Source organism: Parabacteroides goldsteinii (assembly GCF_020091425.1).
In the GTDB taxonomy this organism is placed as follows: Bacteria; Bacteroidota; Bacteroidia; order Bacteroidales; family Tannerellaceae; genus Parabacteroides; species Parabacteroides goldsteinii.
In genome coordinates this window covers 3105022-3124512 of the sequence record NZ_CP081906.1, presented here as the reverse complement: position 1 = coordinate 3124512, position 19491 = coordinate 3105022, and the positions used below count along the sequence as shown (strand labels likewise).

The 19491-nt window shown below is 39.9% G+C and carries 17 protein-coding genes; 3 read left to right on the top strand and 14 right to left on the bottom strand.

Features of this window, described 5'->3' with window-relative positions; all coding sequences use genetic code 11:
- Positions 1-209: 209 nt before the first annotated feature.
- Positions 210-797 (bottom strand): tyrosine-type recombinase/integrase, encoded by a 588-nt coding sequence (locus K6V26_RS13935; RefSeq protein ID WP_224265637.1) that lies wholly within the window; start codon positions 795-797, stop codon positions 210-212.
- A gap of 273 nt (positions 798-1070) precedes the next feature.
- Positions 1071-1205 carry a JAB domain-containing protein gene (locus K6V26_RS13930; RefSeq protein ID WP_224265636.1) on the bottom strand — a complete coding sequence of 45 codons (135 nt, stop codon included), beginning with the start codon at positions 1203-1205 and terminating at the stop codon, positions 1071-1073.
- An 89-nt stretch (positions 1206-1294) separates the two neighbouring features.
- Here K6V26_RS13930 and istA point away from each other — a divergent pair, with 89 nt between their 5' ends.
- Complete coding sequence (istA, locus tag K6V26_RS13925) at positions 1295-2827, top strand: IS21 family transposase (protein WP_224263457.1); 1533 nt, start codon at positions 1295-1297, stop codon at positions 2825-2827.
- Positions 2824-3615 (top strand): IS21-like element helper ATPase IstB, encoded by a 792-nt coding sequence (gene istB / locus K6V26_RS13920; protein ID WP_224263458.1) that lies wholly within the window; start codon positions 2824-2826, stop codon positions 3613-3615. Before istA ends, istB begins: the two co-directional genes overlap by 4 nt.
- 96 nt (positions 3616-3711) lie before the next feature.
- Here istB and K6V26_RS13915 read toward each other — a convergent pair whose 3' ends face one another.
- The 12 genes from K6V26_RS13915 to K6V26_RS13860 all read right to left on the bottom strand — a co-directional run bounded on the left by K6V26_RS13915 (position 3712) and on the right by K6V26_RS13860 (position 15094).
- The gene (locus tag K6V26_RS13915) at positions 3712-4092 is read right to left on the bottom strand and encodes a JAB domain-containing protein (RefSeq protein WP_224265635.1); all 381 of its coding nucleotides are present in this window, start codon (positions 4090-4092) and stop codon (positions 3712-3714) included.
- A 558-nt stretch (positions 4093-4650) separates the two neighbouring features.
- Positions 4651-5019 carry a HepT-like ribonuclease domain-containing protein gene (locus tag K6V26_RS13910; RefSeq protein WP_224265634.1) on the bottom strand — a complete coding sequence of 123 codons (369 nt, stop codon included), beginning with the start codon at positions 5017-5019 and terminating at the stop codon, positions 4651-4653.
- Positions 5012-5305, bottom strand: coding sequence for a nucleotidyltransferase family protein (locus tag K6V26_RS13905; RefSeq protein WP_224265633.1), 294 nt, complete (start codon positions 5303-5305; stop codon positions 5012-5014). Before K6V26_RS13905 ends, K6V26_RS13910 begins: the two co-directional genes overlap by 8 nt.
- A gap of 244 nt (positions 5306-5549) precedes the next feature.
- A complete protein-coding gene (locus K6V26_RS13900) occupies positions 5550-7400 on the bottom strand; it encodes a hypothetical protein (protein ID WP_224265632.1) in 1851 nt (616 codons plus the stop codon).
- A gap of 156 nt (positions 7401-7556) precedes the next feature.
- Positions 7557-8573 (bottom strand): ParB N-terminal domain-containing protein, encoded by a 1017-nt coding sequence (locus tag K6V26_RS13895; protein WP_224265631.1) that lies wholly within the window; start codon positions 8571-8573, stop codon positions 7557-7559.
- Positions 8574-8756: 183 nt separating this feature from the next.
- Positions 8757-9779 (bottom strand): hypothetical protein, encoded by a 1023-nt coding sequence (locus tag K6V26_RS13890; protein WP_224265630.1) that lies wholly within the window; start codon positions 9777-9779, stop codon positions 8757-8759.
- Positions 9780-9935: 156 nt separating this feature from the next.
- Entirely contained in the window at positions 9936-11141 is a 1206-nt protein-coding gene (locus K6V26_RS13885) for a site-specific integrase (RefSeq protein ID WP_224265629.1), read from the bottom strand.
- 375 nt (positions 11142-11516) lie between these two features.
- A complete protein-coding gene (locus tag K6V26_RS13880; protein WP_010802532.1) occupies positions 11517-12518 on the bottom strand; it encodes a GGGtGRT protein in 1002 nt (333 codons plus the stop codon).
- Between the two features lie 7 nt (positions 12519-12525).
- Positions 12526-12717 (bottom strand): hypothetical protein, encoded by a 192-nt coding sequence (locus K6V26_RS13875; protein ID WP_007658685.1) that lies wholly within the window; start codon positions 12715-12717, stop codon positions 12526-12528.
- A complete protein-coding gene (locus tag K6V26_RS13870; RefSeq protein WP_007658684.1) occupies positions 12710-13402 on the bottom strand; it encodes an iron-sulfur cluster assembly scaffold protein in 693 nt (230 codons plus the stop codon). Before K6V26_RS13870 ends, K6V26_RS13875 begins: the two co-directional genes overlap by 8 nt.
- 124 nt (positions 13403-13526) lie before the next feature.
- The gene (locus K6V26_RS13865) at positions 13527-13970 is read right to left on the bottom strand and encodes an OsmC family protein (protein WP_007658683.1); all 444 of its coding nucleotides are present in this window, start codon (positions 13968-13970) and stop codon (positions 13527-13529) included.
- 11 nt (positions 13971-13981) lie between these two features.
- The gene (locus K6V26_RS13860; RefSeq protein WP_046144960.1) at positions 13982-15094 is read right to left on the bottom strand and encodes a TlpA disulfide reductase family protein; all 1113 of its coding nucleotides are present in this window, start codon (positions 15092-15094) and stop codon (positions 13982-13984) included.
- A 219-nt stretch (positions 15095-15313) separates the two neighbouring features.
- Here K6V26_RS13860 and K6V26_RS13855 point away from each other — a divergent pair, with 219 nt between their 5' ends.
- Entirely contained in the window at positions 15314-19366 is a 4053-nt protein-coding gene (locus K6V26_RS13855; protein WP_224265628.1) for a hybrid sensor histidine kinase/response regulator transcription factor, read from the top strand.
- Positions 19367-19491 lie beyond the last annotated feature (125 nt).

Below are 19491 nucleotides of genomic sequence, written 5' to 3'. Positions count from 1 at the left end.
TTTAATACAAATGATGCGGGTGCTATTGCTATCACCTTCATACTACTTTCAAATTTTGCGAGAATTTGTCAATAGAAGATAATTTCAATAACACCTTTCGTTAAACGTATGTCCTCTCATATCATCCTATCGCTTTAGGCGCATGAGATTGCCACAAATGTACGAAAAGTGTTTTGCTTTTTAATAGTTGAGACAGAAATATTTTTCATTTAAAAGGATAGACTATCATAAGCCTGCAATATTTCTTCCTGTCTCAATCCTAAATATCTCTTGGTGATCGCCACACTGGAATGATTAAACAACTCCATCAACTTAACTAGAGCCAATTCCGCATTTTCAGCATTCTGATTATAAACCTGTTTGCCAAATGTTTTTCGCAAACTGTGACAACTGAAATTCTGAACCTTTAGCTTGTATCTGGCTTTGACCTCTTTCAACAGTACATTTATCCGCTGTATAGAGAATATTGTGCCTTTCTGACTTACCAAAATTGGGGACTTGATACTGACAGGCTTTATTTGTTCGTAACATTCTGCAATATGTCTCTTAAGTTGAGGATTAATACGGATCGTTCTCGTCTTTCCTGTTTTCTTTTCCAGTACGGTAAATTCATCCATGTAAAGAATAGTCTCCCAGTGTAACGATAAAATATCAGAAATCCTCAAACCCCAGAAACAACCAACAGCAATAAGTAATGACATCTTATAATCTCCGTCTTTACTCAATCGTCTAACCAGATTCGTCATTTCATCCCATTGCATATAATCCGCAGTTGTAATACTATACTTCAAACTCATAATATTCAGTTTTAATTGATTATCAATAAAAGTGATTGTTTTTGCTTCTCCCTTTTTCTTATTAAATGGTAACTGATTGAAAATCAAAAGAACATTCACTTCTATAATAAGTGAACATTCTTTTTGATCTTAATCGTGTCTAAATCTTTTCATGGATTCATAAATTATCAATAGAATCAGGAACACTGGAACTAAAGGAGTAAAAACAACGGCAGCTAAGTATATACCTAATGCCATCAGAATAAGATACACCATTGACATATACCCTCCCTTCTAAATAATGTGTCCTTCATCTGCATAACTGTAATATGATTCATCTGTTATGATAAGATGGTCATGTAGATGAATATCCAGAAGTTGTAATCGGTAACTTTGTCTCGTCAAAAATCGGAAAAGTAAAATCGACATGATTCTAAAAAAAATAGCATTGTAATTTTGTGGTGCGAACTACTAATTACAATGCTATGACCGAGACTTCCCAATTAAAGAAGTATCTGATGTGGTACAAAGTTAACGAATTATTTTCAGATGGCCTAAATAAGACACAAATAGGTCAATCCTTAGGTCTTCACCGTCAAACGGTGGCCAAGTATCTGTCCATGACAGAAGAAGAGTTCATTTCCAGCCAGAGCTATGACCGTCATTACGGTCATAAACTTGACGGCTATGAATCTTATGTAGTCAATGAGTTGCGCAAGTGGCCTTTTTTGTCCGCTCCGCAACTCCATGACCGCTTGAAAGAGCATTTTTCGGATCTTCCCTGCGTAACCCCCAAAACGGTCTTCAACTTCGTCAACCGGTTGCGTTTAACGCACCATCTTCCCAAGGAGTTTGAAAAGAGTTACCGCCCCTACGAGAAGCAACCCGAGACTCCCTATGGCGAATACGCCCAATGCGACTTCGGTGAACGGTGGATGAAGACACTTCAGGGACAGTCTTTAAAAGTGTATTTCTTTGCGATGTGTCTGAGCCGCAGCAGGTATAAGTTCGTCTACTTTAGCCGTACACCGTTTACCACCGCTCTTGCTGTTTATGCCCATGAACTGGCTTTCGAGTTCTTCGGGGGAGTACCCCGAAAAATAGTTTATGACCAGGACAAGGTGTTTCTTGTCAATGAAAACCTTGGTGACCTGGTGCTTACCCGCGTTTTCCGCACCCTTGTCCGTGAACATGGCTTTGAACCCGTGTTCTGTCGCAAATCCGATCCCCAGAGCAAAGGTAAGATAGAGAATGTCGTCAAATATGTGAAATACAACTTCCTTCGCGGCCGCGAGTTGGTTGACATGGACCTGCTCAACAAGGAAGTCCTTGGCTGGTTGGAACGCACGGCCAACGGCACGGAACATCACGGCATACGTCGTGTCCCGTCTGAGGAGTTTGAGACGGAAAAAGGACACCTCATGCCTTATAAGGGAGTCCCGACTGTTCCTTGCGAAACCCTCTTGCCGCATCACGTGCGAAAGGACAACGTGATAACCTACCGGGGCAATTATTACAGCGTTCCCACAGGCACCTACCACGGCCATCAGACGCTGGTCTATATCGAAGAAAAAGAAGGCCGGCTATATATCTACAGCCATGAGACAGGCAAAACCCTTGCCGTTCACAAAATAAGCGGAGATAAGGGGCGTCTGGTAAGCAATACCTCCCACCGGCGTGACCGCGAAGCCTCGCTGGATGATTATGAGGCTTTTGTACGCAAAGAACTTCCCGCAAGCACGGTGATTGATACATATTTATTACAACTACGTGTGCATAAGGCCCGTAATTACCGCGACAACCTCCAGTTTATAGTCCGGCGCCACGCGGCATACTCGGACATCACGCTTACCGAAGCTTTTGACGAGTGCCTTAAAGCAGGTGTCTTCAACGGATGCAGCCTGATGGAGGTAGCCGAGACCCTCAGGATCCGTAAAGGAGAACCCCCCATTGAGGTCCGGACGGAAACCGAGCCGGTTCCCGGGGCTGATACATCCGCCATGATCCCCGAGAAAACAGACATATCCACCTTTAACACCCTTTTCGTATGATAACAAACGAACAAATCAAAAACCTGTGCTCGCGTCTGCGCCTGTACGCTCTGCCACGCCTGCTGGAATCAGAAGCTCATCTGGCGCAGGAGCAGGGAAAAAACCATGTCGAGTTCCTGCATGACCTGCTCTCCCGCGAGGTTCAGGAAAGAGACAGCAAGGACTTCCAACGGCGGCTGAAAGCGGCGGCCTTGCCGGCAAGACACGACCTCGACCTTTTCGACCACAACTACTCGCAAGGTATAACCGCACCAAGATTGCGTGAACTGCGCCGGCTGGGGTGGCTCGAACAGAATTACAACCTGATACTCATGGGACCTTCCGGAACAGGTAAGACCTTTATCGCCGCAGGACTTGTGTACGAAGCTGTGGGGCAGGGATACAAGGCGTATATGGTCACGATGGAGGATGTCATAAACACCATCAAGATGAAAACGCTGATGCCTTCGGCCATGAGCGCATACAACCGTCTGCTCAAAGCCGACTTGGTAGCCATCGATGACATAATGCTCTTCCCGGTGAAAAAAGAGGATGCCGCAGGATTCTTCAATCTGATCAACACGCTTCACGAGAAAGCCTCACTGATAATTACCACGAACAAGGCACCCACCGAATGGGCCAAAACGCTGGATGACGAAGTGCTGGCTTCAGCAATACTGGACAGGCTGTTATATCACTGCGAGGTCATAAAACTCACCGGGCAAAGCTACCGGATGGGAAACCGAAAATCCATTTTTGAAGAGGAAAAAGACACATCTTTGGCTGGGGGTACCCCCAGCCAAAGATGACCGACATTAAAATGTAATCAATAGTATAAACTGATAGTCTCTATTATTAGATGGTGATTTAACTTTACCGAAAAATGACGATTTAAAATTTGCTTATTACAGAAGTTTAGAAACTTCTTTCACTCTTTGCGTCAATTGGTCATCTGCTAGACTTGGTTTTAAATGACCAGACGGATGATTATGAGCAAGTATAATACCAAAAGCGTTTCCTAATATCGCAGCTTGCATAATAAGATGTAAGTCAGCAGATGTTTCGTTTATTCCACCTTCTGAAATAGAACAAATACCTAAAACCTTGCTCGCTCTGTTCAATAAAAGCATTTTTAAACTCTCTCTATACTGTATCGTTTCTGTATCGAATACTGATAATAGTAGTTTGTATGCTTTTTCAGATGATTGTACTTGCTCTCTTTCAGAGGCTTTAATCTTTGATTTGTAAGTAAGTTTCACCTCACAGACTTTTAATTTTTCTTCCATTGTAGTATAATTTTTGAATTTGTATTTGCGTGAAAGTGTGTTTCTTCAATTTTATATAGCCTGTATACCAAGTATCAAACCATGTAAATGAAGAAAGCCTGATAAATAGCTAACTGTATCAAAATGAATTAGGTTAAAGGTATCTTTCTTCTAAAAGATAATTTCAATACAGATAAATACTAGTGATACCTGAGAGATAGAAACCGTTTTTGTGTGCTACACTGTGCGAAACAATTTCATTTTTCTAATGATGGGTTACGGGGGATTTAGTTGATACAGCACTCTAGCGCGTATAACATATATGAGTTAAGGGTTGAGGCTAATTTTAAAGCTGTAAGTATCTCTTACATTCATAATCCAGATTGAAGAGGATTCATTTTCTTTTGGCTTCTGTTTTAGGTAACTTTGTATATGCTTCAATGAAATATATTCCGAATTGATTCGGCTTATTCATAATTGTGTGTATAATGGATGCTTTGACCTAACAAAGCATCCATTTTGTGTTTATAGAAGGTTATATCTTTTAAGATAAATCTATATATAATAATGTATAAAGTATTACAAATCGGATATCATTTTATCAATAACTTCTTTTACGGCTGGCAGGTTATTTTTCATTACATCAAAAACAACTTCCGCATCAATGTCAAAATAATGGTGAGCAATAATATCTCTCATCCCCATTACACCTTTCCAATCTATATCTGAGTAGTTGGATAATAGCTGTTTATTGGTTTCTTTATCAATTCGCTTAACGCTTTCACCTATGGCTATCAGTAACATACAAATACTTTCCATTCTTTCAACACCGCTAGGGGTATTTAAAAAATCATCTGGAGAGAGTATCGTTTGTGATCTTTCCAATATTCTACCAACAGCTATTTCTATCTTTTGTAAAGACGAACGAAGCAATTCCTTATCACACATAAATACCCTCCTTCTCAATCCTGTTTCTCAAAAAGGAATCCATGTGATCACGTAATCGGACAATATCAACATTACAGCCAAATAAAGCTTGCAAATCTTCTTTTATATGCACTAAAGCGAACATATTGGGCTTTGAGGTTTCCAAATAAACATCCACATCGCTGTCTTCCGTTTGCTCGCCTCTGGCAACAGAACCGAATATTCCCATACGGGTAATGCTGTATTTGGAAGCATTCTTCGTCATATAATCCCGTAATAGATTTATGTATTCAGTTGTTGATTTCATCTTTTTTTATTTGTTTGCAACAAAGATACACATTCATGTGGCAAAATCAAACGACAGAAGGTTAAACCATTTAAAGAGAATACACCAGATTAAAGTTGGCTCTTTCTTCTTTAAATGGTTTAACACTAAGTGTACATGAAAAAAGGATATCAACTATCAGAAGATAGCGAATATCCTTTTTCTTCAGAAAGAACAATGTATATTCATTTTCTAGCGGTGGTACTTTTTTATATGATTTTAGTATTTATATAGTGAGCATCCAATTTTGTACCAACTCCGAGTGAAAAGACTTTAGCGTATATTTATACGGTTTTGTTGAGTTGGTAGACGTGGCATGATAATATTTTTCAATTGTATTGAGGTTTACTGGTATTGTTATGTCAAACTTATCATAGATAAGTTGAATTTTATCACGTATTTCTTCTTTAGAAGTTGGGGTATTGAGTATTGGATCAAATTCTTTTCGTATATCGTTTATTACAGGTTGAGAGAATCGATATTGCTCATCATAGTGCTTGATTGCTGTTTCTATCTTGCTTTTTGTGTAACCAATCTTGTCAAGACTCTGTTTGCCCAATTTGCGATAAGCACGTATCATCAACTCTGAATCCTTTTGTTCTTTTATCATTTCCATTGCAGGTTTACAGTCAAAGTTGGGATTTTCTTGTTTTTCTTTATCCAGATTATCTAATAACTGAATGATTAAACGACGTTGCTTGATTTCTGTTTGAGGTTGTTTGAGCAATAATAAGTCTTCTTGCTTGAAAGCCTCTATTCTGAGGATATAATTCACATTGAAATAATCTGTCTTTTCATAAGCCTGTTTCAATGATTCAGCAGATTGATAATAGCCTTTTACCCTTTCTTCATTATAAAAGTTATCAACAGACATATAATTGACATTTCCATCTTCATCCAGAAGTTCTGCATATTTGACTGCATTTTTATCGTTGCAAATTGATTGCTGTACAAATTTGTTTGTAGCTTGTTCCTCTTGGTGTTTTAATGAATTATAGGTTTTTTCATGTTGATCTAATACCTGTTTTGCTGTATCTTCATCCATCGCTTGAATCTCACTATTAATGGTAGTAATATGGGTGAAGGAATTATATCTGCGACCATCTTCAAACTCATTGCGGAAACGTCCTTGTATCTGGATTGCTTCTGTGAATGGATCAATCATTGTATAATAAGCCTCTTTCAGATTTGTTAATAACAGAATATCAGCTTTTATTGATAACATGATGTCTATTGCAGAATAAAAGCGGCAAGTAAAGAAGTTGTATTTTGCGAAAGGATAAGTCATATCCTCACTTATGTTGGAAAAATTACATTCTTTTAATTTGTTGACACTTTGTTGAGAACAAAAGACTTTTGATTCATTTTCAATACCCAATGTATTAATGATACGATTGATACCATTTGTAGAGTTAAGGAATATACAAACACATTCACTTGTCTGATATTGCTCAAATTGCTCATGAATAATTTTGTCGTAATTATTAGTTACAATCAAATTCAGATCGACTTTGTAGTCAAAGTCTGGTGTGATTTTGATTATCTTGAAATTTTGACGCTCCAACTCTGGATGTCGCATTTTTAATGGTGTCGCTGATACCATTGCTTTGTTGTTGAATTGGAAAAAGTCATTGACTGGCTGTGAAATACGTTTTCTGTAATCAACATCTTGAATAAACTTCTCACATTCATCCATTAAGCAGAAGAAGTCTGTATACAGATTTACACCAACATGTTCTGCTGCCTTCTTGATCTTTTTGTAACTTTCTGGTGTACAAAGTAATTTTTTATATTGAACATTTGAACTCAGATATTTTTTGATTCTTGCTTCTGTGCATTTGGCATAAACAGCCAAAGGTTGTAAGTTCTTATGTTCATCCGTCTTTTGCTGGATAACAGGAACATTTGGTTCTATAATGATTGAATGTCTACGTGAGTGTAACTCTCCGTATGTTGCACCAATACCCGTCAATGTCTTATCTAATACCACATTTGAAGGGATATTATTGTATTGGATTCTTTTTAATGCAGAGAATAGTTTTTCTCCTTTCTTTATTATCGCTTTGATGATCTCCATAGAATGATTTTATTTTAGTACCTTTTATGCTTTTATTAGATAATAGATGGTGCATTTTATGCTCTTTTGAGGTTATATATAGGGAGCACTAAAAACGTACCAAAGTCGAAAAAACAGAGCTTATCTGTCACCTAAGCTCTATATTGAGGTATTTGGTTAAGCAACCTTTTTTAAGAGTTCAATAAACTGATTGCCTGTATTTACACTCTTGATTTTTTTCTGAAAATCATTCAATTTCCCAATTTCTTTCAGTGCGCCAAAAGCTCTATCTTCATTCGTTGAAATCGCGTATGAGTTGAAGCCTTCAATGTAGTAGCGTTTCGTGATTTGTGCAACTTCCATTCCTGTAGCCTTGCAGAGGGTAATAAATTTATCTCCACGATCTTTGTTAAATTCTGTTCCTTTAGGAAATTCGATATCTTCACCCCTCAACGCTTTGTTCAGTAGAGTTGTAGAAAGTTTCTTCCCTAAATAAATCAAAGCTGCTGTTGATGGGTTGAAGCCTTCCCCTACCTTTTCAGAAATGGTAATGAGTGCTTCTTCTTTCGAAGTCAATCCTACAACTGCTATTTTATCTTTGTAGTCCCAGCTTTTAGCTGCGTCATTTATCTCTATCAGATATTCTCCAATATTCTCTTTATCACGAATATGGACATTCGGTATTTCATATTCTTCACCAGCCTGAATCAATTTGGCGAATGCTGTACTTCTGTGCTGTCCATCCAGAATAACATAATAATTAGCAGCTTCCGTTTTGTTAATTACATTTCCATTCGCATCGACAACTGTGTATTCATTTTCAAGAATCTTTTCAGCTTCTGCTACAATGATTGGATAAGCATATTCATATTTGTTCTGTGCAATAATGTAGATAAACTTATCAACTCGCTTTGTATCTATTGGTCTGTTGTGTTTTACGAAAGCAATTTTCTTAGACTCTTTTTGGGTTTCTCCAGCTTTTACGACACAGAAAGTAACATAATCTTCTGTTGCTTTAGATTGGATCGCTTTTTCCGTTGGTGTATTTAATGCTGCCTCAAGTTCTTTGTTTACGTTTTCAACTGCTTTTTTCTGTGCTTCGATAACTGAAGAAACAGCACCTCTTTTTACTAACTGATTTAATACGCTTTCTTCTCTTTTTACTACTGCTTTTAATTCGTTTACAGATTTCATAATTTTAATTTTTTAAATTGTTATTACTGTTTGCAATCTTAAACTTGAGGCCTCTCATTCTTGATTACACTGCAAATATCGAATTTTGGCAAGACCTGAGGTATAAACAATAAACGCGACTTGATAGGGTATTCTTTATGTGGTTGTGGTTTAATTCTTTAAATGGTTTTTCGTATTAGAAAATTACCAATAATAACTTTTTGTTGGATTATTAGGTGAGCGTTTGAGTGTGAAGTTAAGCAGATAGTCCCATTTTGGAGTAAAGTTTTGTTTTTTCATTATAGATATAATGGAGCGTATGTAGTTCATATCATTTTTCTTATCATCATCTTTGAAAAAGTCCAATATATCAAGATATTCAAGAATGAAATCACATTGTTGATTTGTGATTGTGCCTGCTTTTGTAGACGCAATACTGGAATGTTGTAGTATATTGAATGTCCCCATTGTCATAATGTTAAAAGCTGGATCATCAAACTTTCTGCCAGCTTTTTTACCATAGGTGAATTTAAGTTCATTTTGCGCTTCTTCCAGATCGTTTACTCCTAAGTATATATCCAGATAGTCCTCTAACAGAGTTGTCAACCATGCTTCCGAATTGGGTATTGTAACAGAACTGTTGGGGCTTTTGATCTGCAAATTGGTTAATTTGCTTGTTTTCAGAAATTCATACAGTTGTAACATTTCTGGACGTACGTATTTGGCATAGGCTAACGAACCATAGCTGTTTTCAATATCGTCAGAATGTACGAAACGATTATGTTTATATTTATCATAAATAGCAGCCATCCATAAAAGTACATACATTACATCATCGTTAATGTCCTGCATTAAACCGAAATTATCAGCAAGTGTTAGTATATTGTCTACTAGCTTATCATTGGAAACGGATATGTATAATGTAGAATTGGAATCAAATATGACAGCTTGATGGTTTATAAATTCATCTTTCTTTTTGGGAGTATATCGTTCAACATCAAATGCTGTCGCTCCAATAGGTTCATGCATCAGGGAGCTTTCTATTTTATATGGTGATAAGTCTTTACCATCTGTGAAATCATCCAGTTTATATTTATGTGCTTGATGTAATGCATCTACTTCATGGCGCAACATATATCGGTTGAAACCATAGTATTTTATCATTAACGGTTCAACTCGTCTAAAGTCTGGTAGAATTATTGGAATGAGTGTTGTATTAGTAGCCATTGTTATTCAGTTTATGTATGTAAAAGTAAAAAATAATCTCACTTGCATTACTGCAAATGAGATTATTTTTATTTAAAGTAGGTTCTTCATGGCATCATCCATCTGATCATTGCCAAAGCTATCCAGATAAATTTGTGTTACTCTTTCTGCGCTGTCTTATTCGTTGAAAATATTAGTAAGTTGATCCATTTGTTTAGCGATACTTTCATCCACAAGTTTTGCATAATGAGCAGTCATACGGGTATTTGTATGTCCTAACATTTTAGAAACAACTTCCAAAGAAATGTTATTTGCAAGAGTTACCGTACTTGCAAAGGTATGACGGCTTGTGTGATAGGTTATCCGCTTATTGATATTGCAAAGTATTGCAATGTCTTTCAGATACTTATTTATATCTGCTGGATCTTGGATAGGTAATAGTTTGTCACTGCCTTTATATTTCTCTAAAATCATTTTAGCCATTGGCAATAATGGGATTCTGGAAAGAACGCCTGTTTTGATCCTTCGTTTCTTAATCCAAATTCTTCCATTCTGATCTTTTTCAAAATGTGCGGTGGTGAGAGTTTTCACATCTATATAACTCAATCCAGTGAAACAGCCAAACAAAAACATATCTCTGGCTTTCTCCAATCGGGGTAAAGGGGTATCGAAATTGATAATTCTCCTGAGTTCTTCTTCGTCCAAAAAGTCAATTTCAACTGCTTCTCGTTCCACTTTGTATGTGGCAAAGGGATTGAAAGATATGTACGAATTTGCAACAGCCAGATTGATTATCTTCTTTAGTAGCTTCAAATGTTTTGTAGATGAGTTTTGGCACATGCCCTTATCTATCTTCAAAAATGAATGAAACGACTGTATGAAGTTTAAATTGAGTTCACGTAAATACATATCTTCTCTTTTGTATTTTTGTAGCATGAACTCTTTGAGCAATCTTACTGTATATTCAGAAATCCAATAAGTTGCTTTGGAAACTCCGTTATCGATTAATTTTTCTTGTTCCTTATTATGTTCTATAAAGACCTCAAATAAACTTTTCTCTTTCAGAGATTCGATCTTTTCTTGAAATGCCTCACATAGAAGTTTGGCAGTAATGATAAAACCTCTATCCAACAATTCCGCTTCTTTCTGATACAGTTTGGCTTTTACGGCTTTCAGATAGTTGTTGAGGCTTTTGACTTCCTCATCTTTACCTTTTACTTGTTGTTTGATCTTGTCCCAAGAAGTTGCTTTTACCTTCTTACCTGTGGAAAAGCCACATCTTTCACCATTTACGGTAATCAATACTTCAATAATTGTTGTACCGTCTTTTCTAACCCTGTTTTCTCTTATAAAGAAGAGAACAGAAAATGAACTTCTAATCATTTGTTTAATCTTTAAAATTAGACATTTAGAAGTTCTTTTAATAATGTGTATAATGTTGTATGTTAAATTGTTATATTGAAATTTGCAGCCATTTTTGGAAAAATGGAAAATGGCTGTGATTTGGCTGCAAAACATCTTCTATTTTACTTGTTTCGGAAGAGAAAAACGGTGTGTCTTTCTTATGGAAGAAAGAAGGTGATAGAAGAGATTTTGAGTATTTCCTATATACCAATCCCAATGCTTTACAAAGAAGATTTGTTGTTTAAAGGAGTATTTGATTAGCAAGAAAGAAGAAGTGTATAAGATATTCCCATAAACAAAAAAACTCCTGCAATCCTAACGATTACAGGAGTTTATATATCAGTAATAATCTAATTACTTCTTCATGGCTTCCTCGATAGCAACAGCTACAGCGACCGTAGCACCTACCATCGGGTTGTTACCCATACCCAGGAATCCCATCATTTCTACGTGAGCAGGAACAGATGAAGAACCAGCGAACTGAGCGTCACCGTGCATACGGCCCATAGTGTCTGTCATACCATAAGAAGCAGGACCGGCAGCCATATTATCCGGGTGCAGAGTACGACCTGTACCACCACCTGAAGCAACAGAGAAATAGTTGTGACCGTTTTCCATACATTCTTTCTTGTATGTACCGGCTACCGGGTGCTGGAAACGAGTCGGGTTAGTTGAGTTACCTGTGATAGATACGTCAACACCTTCTGCACGCATTACAGCAACACCTTCACGAACGTCGTCGCAACCGTAGCATTTTACTTTTGAGCGGAGACCTGTAGAATACGGAGTTTCTTTGATCACGTTCAAAGCACCTGTAGCATAGTCGAACTGAGTCTGAACATAAGTAAAGCCGTTGATACGAGAAATGATCATAGCAGCATCTTTACCCAGACCGTTCAGGATAACGCGAAGCGGTTCTTTACGTACTTTGTTTGCCATTTCAGCGATCTTGATAGCACCTTCAGCAGCAGCAAAAGATTCGTGACCAGCTAAAAAAGCGAAACATTTTGTTTCTTCGCGAAGCAGACGTGCACCCAGATTACCGTGGCCGATACCTACTTTACGGTCGTCAGCAACAGAACCTTTGATACAGAATGCCTGCAGACCGATACCGATAGCTTCGGCAGCGTCAGCAGCGCTTGTGCAACCTTTCTTGATAGCGATGGCAGCACCTACAACGTAAGCCCAACATGCATTTTCGAAACAGATAGGTTGAGTTTCCTTACACATTGTATAAGGATCGATACCTTTAGCGTCGCAGATAGCTTTTGCATCTTCGATACCGTTGATACCATATTCTTTTAAAACCGCGTTGATAGTATCAATACGACGGTCATAACTTTCAAATAAAGCCATATTATTTTTACTTTTTTAAATTCTTATTTACCAGGAATAAAGATATTAGAAAGTTGAAAACAAGCACACCGCCGCAACAGGCCATATAGAATGCCATCCAGGGACGGTCCGGCTTCATGACGAAGTAGGTGATTACCGTCGCGATAACAGTCAGAATGATCAGCCCGGTCAGGACGCGTGTCAGTGTTTTCTTATTCATTACGAGGATCGATATATTTTACAGCTTCTTTGAAACGACCGTAAGAACCTTTAGCTTTTTCCAGAGCTTCGTTAGCATCGATGCCTTTCTTTACCATTTCCATGAATTTACCCAGGTGGATGAATTCATATCCGATTACCTGATCGTCAGCATCCAATGCCATACGAGTACAGTAACCTTCAGCCATTTCCAGGTAACGGGTACCTTTGGCTAATGTACCGAACATGGTACCAACCTGGCTACGCAGACCTTTACCTAAGTCTTCCAGACCGGCTCCGACAGGCAGACCGCCTTCAGAGAAAGCAGACTGTGTACGTCCGTAAACGATCTGCAGGAATAATTCGCGCATAGCTGTGTTGATAGCGTCGCAAACAAGGTCAGTGTTCAATGCTTCCAGAAGTGTTTTGCCCGGAAGGATTTCTGATGCCATTGCAGCAGAGTGAGTCATACCAGAACAACCGATAGTTTCTACCAGCGCTTCCTGAATGATTCCTTCCTTTACGTTCAGTGTCAGTTTACATGCACCTTGCTGAGGAGCACACCAACCCACACCATGAGTCAAACCTGAGATGTCAGTGATCTGAGTAGATCTAACCCATTTTCCTTCTTCAGGAATCGGAGCACAAGGATGGTTGGCTCCCTTCTTTACAACACACATGTGTTGAACTTCATGTGAATAAATCATAATCGCTAATTTATTATATTAAAGTGATAATAAAACTTTTTCCTAATTTCTATGTAATATCGCTTTCTTTAAAAACCGCACAAAGATAAAATTTTTAATCCAGCCATGCAAGACGCTAAGTTCGTTATTTATCGGTTGGCTGAATATTCAGTTCGGAGCCATTCAGCAAGATACGGTGAGTGACAGGTCCTATCTTTTTCATCATTGCCGAAACACCGCAGTACTCTTGCGACAATCGGATTGCTTTTTCAATCCGGGCACTTTCCTCTGCCTTACCGGTTACGTGGAAAGTGATGAAAAATGCCGAGTAAAGCATCGGCACGGTATCGGTTGTCTCTGCTTTGACGTCGATAGATAGTTTTTCAAAACCGATTCGCATCTTCTTGAATAGAGAGATCACATTGACCCCGCTGCATCCGGCCAGGGCAACCAGCATCAAGGCTTTCGGGCGGACACCGGAACCGGTGCCGCCGTCTTCTTTGCTGGTATCGATTGTCACCGTATGACCATCCATCTGGGTTTCAAAGGTCGAATCCTTTTTCCAGTCGAGAGTGATTTGGGCAGACATATCATTCTCTTTTATTTTTTAAGTGCTTCCTGTAGTTTGGCATCTATCTCTTCACCATGGATATTCTTGGCGATGATCGTGCCGTCTTTATCGACCAGTACGGTATGAGGAATGCTGTTGACACCATATAAAGCAGCACCGGCATTCTGCCATCCTTTCAGGTCGGAAAGCTGTGTCCAGGTAATATTCAGGTCTTTTACGCCTTTTGCCCAGGCTTCGGGTTTGCTGTCCAAAGAGATACCGACGATTTCGAATCCTTTATTCTTATATTGTTTATATAATTCGACCAGATGCGGCATTTCTTTGCGGCAAGGAGGACACCAGGAAGCCCAGAAGTCGATAAGGACAACTTTACCGTTACCGACGAACTCAGACAATTGATGTACTTCGCCTTTCGGATCAGCCATTTCGAAATCAGTAAACTTTTTGCCGACGGCTACGTTTTTCAGAACTTCCAGGTGGCTGATCATTTTGTCGATATTCGGCTGTGCCTTAAAGGTAGAGTCGGCTTTCGACAGTATTTCGTTCTGCTGCTCTTCACTCAGGTTGTAACGGTTTTCGTATAAATATTTGGCAGACATTTTCTGGTCCATATGAGCCAGAATATAATTGCATACGGCTTTGGTTATTTTGTCGCTGATTTCATCATATTTCTTTTCAGCCGCAGCCGCAATTGCTTTGTCTTCGGAGCGGATCTCATCTCCGAGTTTTCCCATTTCGTCAATGAAAGGCTTGAGACTATCTTTCATTGCTTTTTCTGCATCGTTGGCCGGGGTACCGGTTACGATTGACAAGGTATCCAGGTTGATAGTGAGTTTGCCGTTTTCAAGTGTAAACGTTGTCTTGAACGGAGTTGCCATACCGCGTTCAGTCTTGACAACGTCGGGCGAAAACTGAATGATCGTAATTTGCGATTCATTCTGGGTACCTTTGAATTTGAATGCATTGTTTTCTACCAGCGCACTGTCGAAAGGTAAAACGTCCGGTTTTCCGTATTCATAAAGATATACGTAGTTTCCGTTCAGATCGGCGTTTGAAACTGTACCGGTTATTTCGTAACCCGGTTTTTCGCTGCAAGCTGCAAGAAGCAGGGCGGAGGCAGCCAATGGAAGATACTTTTTCATATATTATATGTGTTAAAACGATGTCATCACCTTGTGATTCGCGAAGTTATCGTTTTATTAATTATAGTTTATTTCTTTAGGCTTAAAAAGTTCTAATATTACCGAAAAGATGGATTATATTTGTTGCCTGATCGATATACCGGGGTTTACCGGCAGTTATCGGGAGATTATTCTACTAATATTAATACTATGACTCGGACCAATAATAACAAACGGACAATGCTACGGCTTTTATGTATGAAATTGATGATACTCTGCTTGTTTTTGCTTTGTGCTTTACCTGGCGGGGAGGCGTCGGTTTCGCTGCATAAAGCAAATATCGACCTGTCGAATAATGCAATTATCGATATATATCAGGATGATCGCGGTTATATGTGGATCGGAACTTACGATGGCCTGAACCTGTTCAACGGGAGAAATACGTACGTCTATCGTTTTGAACCGGATAATAAGAATACCCTTTGCAGTAACATTATCAATAAAATCTCTGACGGCGGTCCCGGGTATCTCTGGGTGTCTACTTCGATGGGGCTGAACCGGTTTTCGCTGAAAGACCGTAAAGTGACCGAATCATATCCTGAATATCCCGAATGTCTTCTTATTGCAACGGATTCTTTAGAAAATACCCTGGTTGTCAGCCGGAAGAATTTTATATCCTGTCATACTTCCCGTACAGCATCCTTTCAGGACATTTATACGCGGGACATAACACCGGAAACAGCAAGGCTATTATTTGCAGGCGAGCAAGGATGTTTTTATCTTCTCTCGGCAGACGGGGTTTTAAAGCAACTCATTCCGGATTATTCAAAACTGCCTGTAACTATACAGACAAAGGAAAACAAGATACATGATAAACCGATAGAACAGGCTTTTTATGAAGAGGACGTTCTTTATTATGTCGATGCCGATAATAAACTGTACCGATACCGGACGGAGGAGAACAAAGAAACATACTTGTCTGATCTTTCCGGATGGATGGAAAAATATGGTAAGGTAGCCCGTGTAGTCTCTTTTCAGTCGAAACTGTATCTGGTGTTCAGGAACGGCCTGTTGCTTGATCCTGATAAACCGGAAGAAGCTATCGATCTGAATATCGGTGTCTTTAGTATGTTTAAAGACAAGAAACAACAAATACTCTGGATTGGTACGGATGGGCAGGGACTCAGAATGTTGTACGATAAATATGAACGTTTTGACGGATTGGCGTTGGAAGATTTACCTTTTGTAATGCTCAATCCGGTTCGTTCCGTTTATACGGATGAAGATAAGACACTATGGTTCGGAACGAAAGGGGATGGCTTTGTTCGTATAAAAGAGTATGATTCCTATGCAAAAGGGGAGATCCCGCTAGACCGGATCGCCCGTTATACAACGGCAGACGGCCTGTCTAACAACCGGGTCTATTGCTTTTTCAAAAGCCTGTATCATCCCCTGGTGTGGATTGGTACAGACGGCCCCGGCCTTTCTTATTATTCTTATGAGGATGAGAAAGTCCATACGCTTCCCAGCAAGATAGATACCCGGATAAGATATGTTCATTCTATCTGTGAGATAAACGATTCGACGCTTTGGATGGCAACGACAGGCGACGGGTTGATCGAGGTTGTTCTGGAACGGGATAAATCTGGTCTGACGGTTAAGTATCTTCAGTCTTACCTGCTGGAAAAGGACGGAAAGATATGTAACGAATTTTATTCTATGTATTATGACGGAAAATCCACCCTGTATCTGGGAAGCCGCGGAGGATATGGGATGGCACGTTTCGACCTGCTCACGAGGCAGTATGATTTTATGTCGATGAACAATTCGGCTAACCAGGCGATCGGTGATGTCCTTAGTCTGTGTTATAGCAGCGATTCGACCTTTTACCTGGGAGCCAGTTCCGGCATGACGCGGATGAAATGCGATCAGGCGGGGACGTGTGAATTTTGGCAGTACGACAGGAGTGACGGCATCAGCAACGATATGATTCATGGCATATTGGAGGATAAAGATAAATGTATCTGGTTGAGCTCCAATAAGGGACTAACCAAATATAACCCGCATAATAACTTTTTCCATAATTATGGGAGCCAGGAACTGATGGTTACGGAGTTTTCCGACGACGCTTACTGGAAATGCCCTTATACCGGACGTCTGTTTTTCGGGGGCGTCGATGGGCTGGTATGGATCGACCCGCAAAACGACCGGCAGGAAAGCTATAGTCCCGACCTGCATTTCTTTGAGTTGAAGATGGGAGACGAAACCATCAGTCTTTACGATTATGCGGATGCGAATCCCGGCCCTGTAACAATTCCTCCGGACGTTTCGACTTTTACCATTTCATTTGTTGCCACCGACTATATTCATGGTGACAATTATGAGTATTCTTATCTGTTGCAAGATTATAATACGGCCTGGACGGAATTACAAAAGAGCAATGAAATATCGTTTACCAAGCTGCCTTACGGAAACTATACCCTGAAAGTCCGTTATAAAAACGATGTTTACGATTCTAATGCGCGGGAATATCTTTTACCGTTGAAAATACTTCCTCCCTGGTATCTCAGTACCTGGGCGATAGCGGTCTATATTTTTCTGGCCATCCTCTTTGCAGGCGTGCTGGTTTATTGGATCAACCGGCGTATCGCTGAAAAACAACAACAGGTGGCCCGTAAAATCCATGAAGAACAGAAAGAAAAGCTGTACGAAGCCAAACTGAACTTCTTTGCCAATATCACCCACGAACTTTGTACCCCGCTGACTTTAATCAACGGAGTAGGGGACTATATTCAAACCTATGCCGAAAATACTTCCGACAACAAACTGAAAAGGTATATCCGCATATTGAGGGATAACGTAGCGAGCTTGAATGAACTGATTCAGGAAATCCTGGATTTCCGTAAGATAGAAGAGGCTGGGCTGAATTATTTCAGTATCAGGCGCATCTCTGTCCCGGATATTATCCGCAGGCAATACGAGTCATTTACCCCTATAGCCGAGCAGAATGGGATAAAATTCGTGTTGTCTCTTCCGGATCAGCTTTACTGGAATACAGACCCTACCGGATTAAAGAAGATATTGGTCAATCTGATTTCCAACGCTTTTAAATACTCGGATGAAGCCGGAGAAATACGTATTTCGGCTACTACGGAAAATGAGTCTTTGATAATCCGTGTCTATAATTCAGGCAAAGGAATATCCGAAACAGACCTGAAGACTATTTTTGACCGTTACCGTATATTGGGCGACCTGGAGGGAAACAATTATACGCAAACAACGTCGAGGAACGGACTGGGATTGTTTATCTGTCATAGTATCGTACAATCCCTGCATGGCACGATAGAGGTGAAAAGTGAAGAAGGCCGGTTTGCCGAATTTATTGTCCGCTTGCCACACCTGGAAGCTGAGGAGGAGGAAGCCGAACCGGAAAATGAGGAACCGGAAACGGTGCCTGTCCTTTCGTCTCCCATTGATGAAACCGGATTGCCGGGAATTGTTTCTCCGGAGAATAAACCCTGTGTCCTGGTGGTGGACGATCATAAGGATATTGTCTGGTTGATTAAGGAATCTTTATCTGAGGCTTATACGATAGTGGAGGCTTACGGTGTGGAAGAGGCGATCCGTTTGATGGAAAAACAAACGCCGGCCCTGATTATTACAGATATTATGATGCCGGAGATCGACGGGATGGAATTGATCAGCCGTGTGAAATCGGATAAGTTTACCCGCCATATTCCGTTGATAGTCGTTTCTGCCAGAATATCGGAACACGACCAGGCGGAAGGGCTCGACCTGGGGACAGATGCCTACCTGACCAAGCCGTTTTCTGCGGTGGTGCTCCGCTCCGTAGTCAACCGGCTGATGACGAGTAAAAAAGAACTGAAAGATTATTACTATTCACCGGAGAGCGCCTACGAACAATCCGGCGGACAGCTGATTCATCAGGAAGATAAAGAATTTATGGATGCCGTAACTGCCATTATCCGGGAAAATCTCGATAAGGAAACCCTGCGCCTGGAGCTGATAGCCGAAAAGATGGGCATGAATACCCGGTCGCTTTACCGCCGTTTCAAGAAGATATCTCCGCTCACTCCTTCCGATTTTATCAAGGATTACCGGTTTAATTATGCTGCGCAGTTATTGGTGACGACTAATCTGAGCGTACAGGAAATTATCTATAAAGTCGGCATTTCGAACAGGTCTTATTTCTACCGGGAATTTGCTGCCAAATATAATCAGACGCCTACCGAGTACCGCAATAAGCAAAAAGTAAAACTTCCGGGGAGATAAAAGTGATTCCGACAGGAATATGTAAAACTTCCGGTGGAAAGTACTGATTTCAACCATTATCCCGTGAGTGTCCTGATTTGCCAAAAGAGTGTCATAATGTGCCGGGTGCATATTGTGACACTCTT